This window comes from Candidatus Streptomyces philanthi, assembly GCF_059553635.1.
Genome location: NZ_JCANQV010000199.1, coordinates 1 through 11,012 on the forward strand (window position 1 = coordinate 1; position 11,012 = coordinate 11,012).

General features: G+C 74.7%; 10 protein-coding genes. 5 read left to right on the plus strand and 5 right to left on the minus strand.

Annotation, left to right across the window (positions count from 1 at the left end; translation table 11 throughout):
* Positions 1-511: 511 nt before the first annotated feature.
* Positions 512-1,519, plus strand: a complete 1,008-nt coding sequence (locus tag AC51EU_RS20995; protein ID WP_496268567.1) for a tetratricopeptide repeat protein — start codon at positions 512-514, stop codon at positions 1,517-1,519.
* A 301-nt stretch (positions 1,520-1,820) separates the two neighbouring features.
* On the opposite strand, the gene AC51EU_RS21000 is transcribed toward AC51EU_RS20995, so the two are convergent.
* Together AC51EU_RS21000 and AC51EU_RS21005 are read right to left on the minus strand one after the other, a co-directional pair.
* Complete coding sequence (locus AC51EU_RS21000; RefSeq protein ID WP_496268558.1) at positions 1,821-2,390, minus strand: GNAT family N-acetyltransferase; 570 nt, start codon at positions 2,388-2,390, stop codon at positions 1,821-1,823.
* Between the two features lie 596 nt (positions 2,391-2,986).
* The gene (locus AC51EU_RS21005) at positions 2,987-4,252 is read right to left on the minus strand and encodes a DUF1015 family protein (RefSeq protein ID WP_496268559.1); all 1,266 of its coding nucleotides are present in this window, start codon (positions 4,250-4,252) and stop codon (positions 2,987-2,989) included.
* 199 nt (positions 4,253-4,451) lie between these two features.
* Here AC51EU_RS21005 and AC51EU_RS21010 point away from each other — a divergent pair, with 199 nt between their 5' ends.
* Positions 4,452-5,477, plus strand: a complete 1,026-nt coding sequence (locus AC51EU_RS21010) for an HAD-IIA family hydrolase (protein WP_496268560.1) — start codon at positions 4,452-4,454, stop codon at positions 5,475-5,477.
* A 56-nt stretch (positions 5,478-5,533) separates the two neighbouring features.
* Here AC51EU_RS21010 and AC51EU_RS21015 read toward each other — a convergent pair whose 3' ends face one another.
* Complete coding sequence (locus AC51EU_RS21015; protein WP_496268561.1) at positions 5,534-6,394, minus strand: siderophore-interacting protein; 861 nt, start codon at positions 6,392-6,394, stop codon at positions 5,534-5,536.
* A gap of 91 nt (positions 6,395-6,485) precedes the next feature.
* Complete coding sequence (locus AC51EU_RS21020; RefSeq protein WP_496268562.1) at positions 6,486-7,514, minus strand: ABC transporter substrate-binding protein; 1,029 nt, start codon at positions 7,512-7,514, stop codon at positions 6,486-6,488.
* A gap of 81 nt (positions 7,515-7,595) precedes the next feature.
* Here AC51EU_RS21020 and AC51EU_RS21025 point away from each other — a divergent pair, with 81 nt between their 5' ends.
* The 3 genes from AC51EU_RS21025 (at position 7,596) to AC51EU_RS21035 (ending at position 10,607) form a co-directional block, all read left to right on the plus strand.
* Positions 7,596-8,642 (plus strand): FecCD family ABC transporter permease, encoded by a 1,047-nt coding sequence (locus AC51EU_RS21025; protein WP_496268563.1) that lies wholly within the window; start codon positions 7,596-7,598, stop codon positions 8,640-8,642.
* Positions 8,639-9,697 carry a FecCD family ABC transporter permease gene (locus AC51EU_RS21030; protein ID WP_496268564.1) on the plus strand — a complete coding sequence of 353 codons (1,059 nt, stop codon included), beginning with the start codon at positions 8,639-8,641 and terminating at the stop codon, positions 9,695-9,697. Before AC51EU_RS21025 ends, AC51EU_RS21030 begins: the two co-directional genes overlap by 4 nt.
* 82 nt (positions 9,698-9,779) lie before the next feature.
* On the plus strand, positions 9,780-10,607 hold the full coding sequence (locus AC51EU_RS21035) for an ABC transporter ATP-binding protein (protein WP_496268565.1): 828 nt from the start codon (positions 9,780-9,782) through the stop codon (positions 10,605-10,607).
* On the opposite strand, the gene AC51EU_RS21040 is transcribed toward AC51EU_RS21035, so the two are convergent.
* Positions 10,591-10,938, minus strand: coding sequence for a sterol-binding protein (locus AC51EU_RS21040; protein WP_496268566.1), 348 nt, complete (start codon positions 10,936-10,938; stop codon positions 10,591-10,593). The genes AC51EU_RS21035 and AC51EU_RS21040 overlap by 17 nt on opposite strands.
* Positions 10,939-11,012 lie beyond the last annotated feature (74 nt).

An 11,012-nucleotide genomic window follows, 5' to 3' on the forward strand; every position in this document is an offset into this window, starting at 1 on the left:
CGGCGGCGACCGGCCTGCGTTCCGTCGCGACGACGAGCGCGGTGGGGACCGTGGCGGCTTCCGCCGGGACGACCGGCGTGACGAGCGTCCCTCGTTCCGTCGTGACGACGAGCGTGGCGGGTTCCGCCGCGATGAGCGCCGCGATGACCGTGGCGGGTTCCGCCGCGAGGACCGTGGCGGTGAGCGCGGTGGGTTCCGCCGGGACGACCGTGGTGGTGACCGTGGGTTCCGTAAGGACGACCGGCGTGACGATCGCGGTGGTTTCCGTGGTGGGGACCGTGGAGGTTTCCAGCGGGACGAGCGCCGCGACGACCGGGGCGGATTCCGCCGGGACGACCGGCGTGACGACCGGCGGGGTGGTGGCTTCCGGCGGGAGGACGAGCGTGCGGGGCGTCGACCGTACGGCGGTGGTCGCGGTCGTGAGGAGCGGCGGGACGAGCGTCGTGAGCGGGAGCCGATCAAGCGGCTGCCGATTCCGGACGACGTCACCGGCGACGAGATCGACAAGGACGTGCGGCAGGATCTGATGAGCCTGCCGAAGACGCTCGCCGAGGACGTCGCCAGGAACCTGGTGATGGTCGCGCGGCTGCTGGACGAGGACCCGGAGCGTGCGTACGGGTACGCCCGGGTGGCGCTGCGGCTGGCGTCGCGTGTCGCGGCGGTGCGGGAGGCGGCAGGATTCGCCGCGTACGCCGTCGGCAAGTACTCCGAGGCGCTCGCCGAGTTCCGGGCGGCCCGGCGGATGACCGGCAGCGCGGAGCTGTGGCCCGTCATGGCGGACTGCGAGCGCGGCATGGGCCGGCCGGAGAAGGCGCTGGCCATGGCCGGTGAGCCCGAGGTGCAGAAGCTGGACCGGGCCGGGCAGGTCGAGATGCGGCTGGTCGCCGCGGGTGCCCGCCGGGACATGGGCCAGGCCGACGCGGCCGTCGTGACGCTGCAGAGTTCCGAGCTGGCGTCGAACGCCGTGCACCCGTGGACGGCGCGGCTGCGGTACGCGTACGCGGACGCGCTGCTGGCCGTCGGCCGGGAGGACGAGGCACGCGAGTGGTTCGCCAAGGCGCTGGAGGCCGACCAGGGCGGAACGACCGACGCCTCGGACCGGCTCGCGGAGCTGGACGGCGTGGAGTTCACCGATGTGCTGGAGGAGTCGGCCGGGGAGGACGAGGTCGTCGAGACGGAGTCCGCGGCGGATGGCGACGGCGACGGTGGCGGCCGTGAGGCGGCCAGTGGTGCCGTGGCGTCCGCCGATGACGAGGTGACGGACGAGGACGTCGTGGAGACGGAGTCGTCGGACGCTTCGGACGTGGCGAAGTCGTCGGAGGCGGCCGGGGCCGAGCCCGAGGCCAAGGCCGGTGAGGTCGCCGAGGCGAAGCCGGAGGCCGGCGCTGGTGACGTGGCTGAGGCCGAGGCCGGTGCGGGTGAGGCGGCTGAGGCGCAGGTCAAGGGCGGTTCCGATGAGGTCGCCGGGGAAGCGGCGGACGCGGACAAGAAGGATGGTGAGCGGCCCGCGCAGGGCTGAGCACCGGAGCGGTACGCCGGAGGGCGGGATTCCCATGGGGGTCCCGCCCTCCGGCGTATCCGGGGGCGGGCGGCGGCGTGATGGGGCTGTGGAGAGCGCTGCGGACGGGAACGGTGTGGTTCGAGGGGCGGTCGGCGGAGGCTGGGGCGGGAGGTGCCGTGGCAGGGGGTGCGCAGGGTGCGCCCGTTGCGTGCAGGGGAGCCCGAGGCCGGGGACATGACGTGGTGGTGCGGGCCGTGGCGGCGGACCGGGCGTGAGGCTTGGGCGGTGCGGGCCGTGGCGGAGGCGGAGGGGATGACGGTTAGGGCGTGGTGTGGCGGGCGGTGAGGAATTGGGAGCGGGTGCAGGTGCTGAGCAAGGCGTCGCGGGAGGGGAGGGTGACGATGCGCTGGACCTCGAAGCCGACGGCCTTGTTGAGGGCGTGGACGGCGGTGTGGCGGGTGTCGGGTTCGACGACGACGCGGTGGGTGTGGGGGTCGGCGAACAGCATGTCCATCACGGTGGTGAGGACGGCGAGGGTGAAGCCGTGGAGGGGCGTGGTGGTGGGGGCGGTGAGGAAGTGCATGCCGATGTCGCCGGGGGCGGCGGGGTGGATGCCGACCAGTTCGCGGTGGGCCGGGTCGTAGCGCTCCATGAGGAAGGCCGGGGTGCCGTTGTGCAGGCCGAGGAAGGCGTCGTGGTACGGGTCGTCGGCTATTCGGTGGAACTCCTTCTCGACCTCCTCGCGGGTGGCGTCCCGCATCAGCCAGTAGACGGCCTTGGGGTGGGTGACCCAGCGGTGCAGGACGGCGGCGTCGGCGGACGGGTCGAGCGGGCGCAGGGAGAACTCTCCGAGCGCCGGGTCGGTACGGGTGAAGACCGGGGCGTTCATGCGCGGACCTTTCACGGGGTGGGCGGGGGTGTTTCTCGGGCAGCGGCGGTTGTCCGGCACGGGCGGCCGAGGTACTGCGACGTCCGGTGGGGCGGGTGTGGCTGGATGGTATTGCGGTGCTCGGCGCGGCGGGGCGCCCGGAGAGCGCTGTGGTGTCGGGCGGGGCAGGGCCGTACGGCTGGGGCGCTGTGGCGTGCGGCAGGCGGGCGCAGCCGGGTGGGCTGCGGCGGTGGGACGGGCGATGTGGGACCGGGGCGTGCGGACCGCGCGGTGAGGGAAGCGTGGAGCCGGCGGGCTTTCTGGCCCTTCGGGAAGAGCGCCCCGACCGGCGTCGATGCGGGTATGAAGCGGCCGCCGGGCCGTCGGCGGCCCGCGGGAAACCGGCTGCGGCACTGGTCGACGCGAGCCTGAAGCGTCCCTCTCCTCACCGGCCCGCAGCGCATGCGTCAGTCCCCTGGCCGCGGCGCATCACGCGAAGCCTGGCCGGTGCACGCCCCGGGGGCGCCCGGGGGCGCGCCGCACGGAGCCCGGCCACGGCCGGCATGCGCGTCAAGCCTGGCCAGCACCCACCCCAGCCTTGATCACGGCCCCCGCCCCTACTCCTCCACCGCCCGCAGGATCAGCCCTGTGGCGGGCTTCGGGCCGAAGGAGGTGGACTTGCGGGGCATGGTCACGCCCTTCTGGGCGAGGTGGCGGACGGTGTCCTCGGAGGTGGGGCGCATCAGGACGGCCGTGCCGCCGTAGCGGGCGGCCTGGGCGACGGCTGCCGTGGTGTGGTGCAGATAGCTGATGTCGGAGGGGTGGTCGGGGACGGACCAGACGGTGTCCAGGAGGGTGGAGTGCAGGACCGTCGCGTCCAGCCGGCGCCATGCCTCGGGGCGGTCGCGGCGGATGGTGCGTTCCAGGAGGCCGGGTTCCGGGCGGTCCAGCAGGTGGAAGGTGTCGGGGCCGCCGGAGAGGACGAAGGCGGTGCCGGGGGTGCGCTCCAGTTCGTCCAGTGCGGCCTCCTGGCCGCCGGTGAGGCGGCGGACCCGGAACGCGCCCGCCAGTTGCGCCAGTGCCTTGGCGGGCGGCAGGTGCGGCAGGACGCGGTGGATGGCGCGGACCTGGAGGGGGTGGCGGGCGGTGTCCACCAGGAGTACCAGGCCAAACGCCCAGGGGGAGTCGGGGCCGGCGCCGTGTTCCCGCCGCTGCTGGGCGTAGAGCCGCTGGTAGGTGGCCCAGCGGTGGTGGCCGTCGGCGATCAGCGCCTGGCGGCCCGCGAGGTCGTCGTCGACGGCGGTGAGGTCGGCGGGGTCGGTGACGGCCCACAGGCGGTGGGCGAAGCCGTCGTCGGTGGTGGTGGCGAGCAGCGGGGGGCCCTGGACGGTGCGTTCGATGACGGCGGTGGCGCCGGTGGCGGTGCCCTGGCCCCGGTAGGACAGCAGCAGCGGTTCGAACTGGGCGGCGGCGGCCCGCATCAGGGCCGCGCGGTCCTCGACGACCTCGGGGATGACGTCCTCGTGCGGGAGCACCGGGCCGTCCAGCCGCAGCGCGCCGATCAGTCCGCGTTGCAGGACGTCGCCGGAGCGCTGCTCGTACACGTAGAGGGCGGGCCGGGGGTCGGGGGCGAGGACGCCGTCGGCGCGCCAGCGGGCCAGGGTGTCGGCGGCCTGGCGGTGGCGGGTGGCGGGGTCGGCGGCGTGCGGGAGGATCAGCCGGACGATGTTGTAGGGGTCGGCGGTCTCCAGGTCGCGGACGCCGTCGGGGCGGACCACCACGTCGTACGGCGGTGAGGTGACCGCGGTCAGACTGCTGACACGCTCCGGGACGTAACGCAGGCCGCGGAACGGGAGGAGGCGGAGGCCGTCGCGAGTGGTCATCGGTAAATGCTATGCCTCCCGGGGAGTGAGGGATGATCGGAGAGGAGCCAGGACATGGCCGGAAAATATCGGACAGGTGTGCGACGAGGTGGTGGTGGCGGTGATACGGAACCCGGGGGTCCGGGGGCCCGTACCGGAACGCCCGTCCGCGCACCGCGGCGGTCCGCACCCGGTGCGGGCGTGTGAGGAGCGGGACGGCATGACGGAACAGGTGCGCAGGCGGCCCGGCGGAAGCGACCGCGCGCCGGGTGAGGCGTACGACACGGCGCTGCTGGACCTGGACGGCGTCGTCTACGCCGGGGGAGCGGCCATCGCTCACGCGGTTCAGGCCCTGACCGCGGCCCGGGACGGCGGGATGCACCTGGCGTACGTCACCAACAACGCCGCCCGCACCCCGCAGGCCGTCGCCGCCCAGCTCACCGGCTTCGGCCTGCCGACCGGGGCCGGCGACGTGATCACCTCGGCGCAGGCGGTCGCCCGTCTCATCGCCGACCAGGTGCCGGCCGGCTCCCGGGTGCTGGCCGTCGGCGGCGAGGGGCTGCGGGTCGCGCTGCGCGAGCGCGGTCTCGAACCGGTGGACTCCGCCGACGACGACCCGGCGGCCGTGGTCCAGGGCTATGACGCGGCGGTGGGCTGGAGCGCCCTCGCGGAGATCTCGTACGCCGTGCAGCGCGGGGTGCCGTGGTTCGCCTCCAACACCGACCTCACCATTCCCCGCGAGCGGGGGATAGCGCCCGGCAACGGCGCGCTGGTGGAGGTCGTCCGGATCGCCACGGGCGCCTCCCCGCAGGTCGCGGGCAAGCCGCTGCCGCCGATGCACCGGGAGACCGTGCTGCGTACGGGGGCGCGTCGGCCGCTGGTGATCGGGGACCGGCTCGACACCGACATCGAGGGCGCGTTCAACGGCGGGGTGGACTCGCTGCTGGTGCTCACCGGGGTCACCGCCGCCGCCGAGCTACTGGCCGCGCCGCCGCAGCACCGCCCCACGTACGTCGACGCGGATCTGCGCGGACTGCTGGTGCCGCAGCCGGCGCCGGAAGCGGACGGGGACGGGTTCCGGTGCGGCGGCTGGCGCGCCGCCACCGACGGCGAGGTGTTCGTACTGGAGGGGGAGGGTGCGCCCCTGGACGGGCTGCGGGCGCTGTGCGCGGCGGCCTGGACGTACGCGGGCGAGGGCGTCTGCGCGGCGGACGGCGGGAAGGCGCTGGAGCGGCTGGGGCTGTGAGCCGCCCGTGAGAAACGGGTGCCCCGGGGGCCGTGGCCTCCGGGGCACCCTGCCGCTCAGTCCTGGTCGGCGGCCGCCGGGCCCGCGGCCAGCTCGGCGAGCAGGTCCTCCTCGGTGGCGCCGCGCCGCCAGTAGCCGGTGAACTTCACGGCCCGGCGGTCGAGGCCGCGCTCGCGGACGAGATGCCGCCGCAGCTCCCGGACGGTCGCGGCCTCCCCCGCGATCCAGGCGTACGGCGTGCCCGCGGGCAGTTCCGCGGCGCGCAGTGCGTCCAGGACCGGCTCCCCGGACGTGTGCGGGTCCCGCACGACCCAGGTGACATCGGCGTCGGCGAGGGTGGGCAGCTCCTGCCGGTCGTCCTCGTGGGCGGTCTCCAGCCACACCTTGGCGCGGGTGCCCGGTGGCAGCCAGGCGAGGATGCCGGCCACCGCGGGCAGCGCGGTCGTGTCGCCGGTGAGCAGGACCCAGTCGGTTCCTCGAGGCGGGCGGAAGTCGACGCCGCCGTTGTCCTCGACGACCGGGGCCAGGACGGTGAGCCGGTCGCCGGGGGCGGCGGAGGCGGCCCAGCGGGAGGCGGGTCCGCCGTCGCCGTGCAGCGCGAAGTCGATGTCGAACTCCTCGGGACGGCGGCGCTGTGCGCGGATCGTGTAGGTGCGCATCACCGCGCGTTCGGCGGGGTCCTGGGCCCGCCAGGCCGCGAACCAGTCCTCGCCGGTGTCCGCGAGGACCGGCGCGTCCTGGTGCGGGTGCGGCAGGAAGAGTTTGACGCGCTGGTCGCGTCCGCCGGAGACCAGCGTGGCGAGGTCCGGGCCGGCGAAGGTGACGCGGACCATGGAGGCGCTCGTACGGGCCGCGCGCACCACACGCACGTCGAAGAAGCGGAACGGCGCGGCGGCGGGAGCGGTGGCGGTGGTCATGCGGGAAACCTCCAGGGACCGTGCGGGGTGGCGGGATGCGGCGGGCGCGGCGGACGTCGCGCCGGGGGCGGAACGGCCGCCGCGCCCGGGGTCAGGCGACCTTCCTCGCGCGGGCGACGGCGTCGGCGAGGGACTCCAGCAGCGGTGCCGCGCCCGCGTAGGAGAAGCGCGGCTCGCTGGACCAGGGGGCGATCTGCCCGGCCTTGACGGCGGGCAGCTTCGCCCAGGACGGCTTGGCGGCCAGGTCCTTGGGCTGGAGGGTCGCGGTGCGGTTGTCCAGCAGCAGGACGTCGGCCTTGTACTTGTCGGCGTTCTCCCAGCTCAGGCTCTCGAAGTAGCCGCCCTTGTCGAGGCGGTCGGGGACGATGAGGTCGACGCCCAGGGACTTGAAGTACATGAGGTCGGCGTTGACGCCGGGGTTGGAGGCGTAGAAGAGGTCGGCGCTGCCGGAGCAGGCCAGCACCCTGACGGGGTGTGCCTTGGCGGCGGCGCGCAGCGCGGCGGCGGCCTTCTCGAAGCGGGCCTTGGCGTCGGTGACCTGCTTGGCCTTCAGGTCGGCGCCGAGGGCGGCGGCCAGCTCCGCGTACCGTTCGATGATCTTGATGAGGGGGGTGCGCGAGGCGGTGAGCGCGACGCTCGGGGCGATCTGCGCGATCTTGTCCTTGCGGTCGTCGGGGACGTACCAGAGGGCGCCCGGCTCGTACATGTTGGTGACGAGCAGATCGGGGGCGAGGGCCGCGTACTTCTCGACGGCGAACTGGTTGTACGCGTTGCCGATGACGGTGACCCGCTCGACGTCGAGGTCGCCGGCCTGCGGGTCGGCCTTGCCGTTCTTCAGCTTGGTCGGCCCGAAGACGCCGGCGATCCGGTCGCCGGCGCCGAAGTCGTGCAGGGCGGCCGCGGTCCCGGTGAACGCGACGACGCGGCGCGGGGAGTGAGGGAGCGACACCTTCTCGCGGCGGTCGTCCGTGAAGGACCAGGAGCCGCCGCCGGAGCCGCCCTTGCCGCCCTCCTGGCCCGTGCCGCCCCCGCACGCGGCGAGCAGTGCGCCGGCGCCGAGGGCGCCGCCCGCGGCCAGGATGCCGCGTCGGGTCGGGGTGGGGCTGCGGAAGGTGGTCATGGTGGTGCGCTTCTCTTTCGTAGGTTCCGCGGCCGGGGAGGGCCACGGAAAAGTATGTGAGGGTAGGCTAACCTAACCGTTGTGTTGGTCGACAGTCCCTCCCGAACGCCCCAGGCCCAGGCCCCGGTGACCGTGCGTCGGCGCCCGGCCCGTATCGCGGGCCTGCTCGCCTCGCTGGCACTGCTGGCCGCCGTCGCCGTGCTCGGCATCGCCGTCGGCGCCAAGCAGATCCCCCTCGACCAGGTCTGGCACGGGGTGTTCCACTACTCCGGGACCGACACCGACGTCGTCGTCCGCGACGTCCGCCTCCCGCGCACCCTCCTCGGCCTGCTCGCCGGCGCCGCCCTGGGACTGGCCGGCACCGTGATGCAGGCCCTGACCCGCAACCCCCTGGCCGACCCCGGCATCCTCGGCATCAACGCCGGGGCCTCCGCCGCCGTCGTCACCGCCATCAGCTTCCTCGGCGTCACCTCCCTCAGCGGCTATGTGTGGTTCGCCTTCCTTGGTGCCGCGGTGGTCTCCGCCGCCGTCTACGTCCTCGGCGGCACCCGCAGCGCCACCCCCGTACGGCTCGCCCTCGCCGGCACCGCGCTCACCGCCGTCCTCACCGGCTACCTCACGGCCGTCAACCTCATGGACACCGCGTCCTTGGACCGGATGCGGTTCTGGACGGTCGGCTCGCTCGCCGCGGCCACCCTGCCGACCGTCACCCGCATCGCCCCGTTCCTCCTCGCCGGCGCCGTCCTCGCTCTGCTGCTCGCCCGCCCGCTGAACGCCGCCGCCCTCGGCGACGACCACGCGCGCGCCCTCGGCACCCGCCTCACCCGCACCCGCGTCCTCGCCATGCTCGCCGTTACCCTGCTGTGCGGCGGCGCCACCGCGGCCTGCGGCCCCATCGTCTACATCGGCCTGATGGTGCCGCACGCCGTCCGCGCCCTCACCGGCCCCGACCTGCGCTGGGTCCTGCCGTACTCCGCGGTGCTCTCACCCGTCCTGCTGCTCGGCGCCGACATCCTCGGCCGCGTCGCCGCCCGGCCCGGCGAACTCCAGGTCGGCATCGTCACCGCCGTCCTCGGCGGCCCCGTCTTCATCCACCTCGTACGACGCCGGAGGACGGCCCAGCTGTGAACACCACCGAAAGGACCCCACGGCGCGTCCGCCCGCTGCGCACCGCCGGCGGGCTCTCCCTCCGCCCGGACCTCCGCGCCGCCGTCGCCGGAGCCGTCCTGCTCGTCCTCGCGCTGGCCGCCGCCATCGCCCTGATCGGCTCCGGCGACTACCCGATGAGCGTGTCCGACGTGCTGCGCACCCTCACCGGCGGCGGCACCACGGGCCAGGAGTTCATCGTCCACCAGCTGCGGCTGCCGCGGGTACTGGTCGGCCTGCTGGCCGGCGCCGCGCTCGGCATCGCGGGCGCCGTCTTCCAGACCGTCTCCCGCAACCCGCTCGGCAGCCCCGACGTCCTCGGCCTCGCCCAGGGGGCGTCCGTCGGGGCGCTGCTCGTCATCGTGTACCTCCACGGCGGACCCGCCGCCGTCGCCGCCGGGGCCGTCGCCGGCGGGCTCGGCACCGGCCTCGTCCTCTTCCTGCTCTCCTGGAAGGGCGGCATCCACGGCTACCGTTTCGTCCTCGTCGGCATCGGCGTCGCCGCCGTCCTCTACGCCGTCGTCCTCCACCTGCTGACCAAGGCGAACATCGTCGAGGCGACGTCCGCCACCACCTGGATGACCGGCTCGCTCAGCGGCCGCGACTGGAGCCAGGTCGGACCGCTCGCCGCGGTCTGCGCCGTCCTGCTGCCGCTGATCCTGCTGTACGGGCGGCCGCTGCGGATGCTGGAGATGGGCGACGACACCGCCCGCGCCCTGGGCATCCACGCCGACCGGGTCCGCACCACGGTCCTGCTCGCCGCCGTGGTGCTGGTCGCCGCCGCCACCGCGGCCGCCGGACCGATCTCCTTCGTGGCGCTCACCGCGCCCCAGCTCGCCCGGCGCCTGACCCGCTCGCCCGGCCCCGTCCTCCTGCCGGCCGCCCTGATGGGCGCGGCACTGCTGGTCGCCGCCGACTGGTGCGGCCAGTGGCTGTTCGGCGCCGACCAGCTCCCCGTCGGCGTGCTGACCGGCGTCCTCGGCGGCGCCTATCTGCTGTGGCTGCTGGTCACCGAGCGCCGGGCGGGACGGATATGACGCCGACCCCCGGCGGACCCGGCCCCCCGCCACACCACCGCCCCTCACCCCAGCGAACCGACGACACCCCAGGAGCACCGACGTGAGCCGTCTGACGGCCGAGAACCTCACCCTCGCCTACGACCAGCGGGTCATCGCCGAGAACCTCTCGGTCGCCGTGCCCGACAACTCCTTCACCGTCATCGTCGGCCCCAACGCCTGCGGCAAGTCCACCCTGCTGCGCGCCCTGTCCCGGATGCTGCGGCCCACCGCGGGCGCGGTCCTGCTCGACGGCTCGGTGATCTCCTCACTGCCCGCCAAGAAGGTCGCCAGGACCCTCGGCCTGCTCCCGCAGTCCTCCGTCGCCCCCGACGGCATCACCGTCGCCGACCTGGTCGCCCGCGGCCGCTACCCGCACCAGGGACTGCTGCGCCAGTGGTCGGCCGAGGACGAACGGGTCGTGGACGAGTCGATGGCGGCCACCGGCGTCGCCGCCCTCGCCGACCGCCATGTCGACGAACTCTCCGGCGGCCAGCGCCAGCGCGTGTGGATCGCCATGGCCCTCGCCCAGCAGACCCCGCTGCTCCTCCTCGACGAGCCGACCACCTACCTCGACATCCAGCACCAGATCGACGTCCTCGACCTGTGCGCCGAACTCCACGAGGAACAGGGCCGCACCCTCGTCGCCGTCCTGCACGACCTCAACCACGCGGCCCGCTACGCCACGCACCTCATCGCCATGAAGGGCGGCCGCGTCCTCGCCGAGGGCGCGCCCGGCGAGATCGTCACCGCGGACCTGGTCGAGGAGGTCTTCGGCCTCGCCTGCCGCGTCGTCGACGACCCCGAGACCGGCACCCCGCTGGTCATCCCGGCGGCCCGGCACGCCCGCGCCTCCCGCAAGCGGGCCGCGGCGGTCAAAGCAGCGTCCTGAGCCGCAGCAGATCACGGACGCCCGCCTCCAGGCGGACCCGGCCGCTGCCCCACGCCCGGCCGAAGTCCAGCCGGCCGTCCACCAGGGCGACCAGGTCGTCGCCGGCCATCGACAGCCGGATCTCCGCCCGGTACGGCGGCGGCCCGGCGACGTTCGTCACCTCCGTGAGACTGCCGTGCGCCAGCCGTCCCACGAATGTGACGTCCAGGTCGGTGATCCGGCAGCTGACCGAGCGGTCGAGGGCGGCGGCGCCGCGTACGCCGCCGCCGGCCGCGGAGAGGTTCTGCGCCAGCCGGTCGAGCGCGGCACGGCACTGGTCGAGGGTTGCCATCGCGCACGACGATACGCCAGCGGCCCGGCGCGCCCGCCCCGCGGCGGGCCGCCCCGCGCCCCCGACGCGACGGT

Bases quoted from the DNA above. Each gene is read 5' to 3' on its own strand.
- AC51EU_RS21000 (WP_496268558.1), bottom strand. From the start codon at position 2,390: ATGAACGCCCCGGTCTTCACCCGTACCGACCCGGCGCTCGGAGAGTTC.
- AC51EU_RS21005 (WP_496268559.1), bottom strand. From the start codon at position 4,252: ATGACCACTCGCGACGGCCTCCGCCTCCTCCCGTTCCGCGGCCTGCGT.
- AC51EU_RS21010 (WP_496268560.1), top strand. From the start codon at position 4,452: ATGACGGAACAGGTGCGCAGGCGGCCCGGCGGAAGCGACCGCGCGCCG.
- AC51EU_RS21015 (WP_496268561.1), bottom strand. From the start codon at position 6,394: ATGACCACCGCCACCGCTCCCGCCGCCGCGCCGTTCCGCTTCTTCGAC.
- AC51EU_RS21020 (WP_496268562.1), bottom strand. From the start codon at position 7,514: ATGACCACCTTCCGCAGCCCCACCCCGACCCGACGCGGCATCCTGGCC.
- AC51EU_RS21040 (WP_496268566.1), bottom strand. From the start codon at position 10,938: ATGGCAACCCTCGACCAGTGCCGTGCCGCGCTCGACCGGCTGGCGCAG.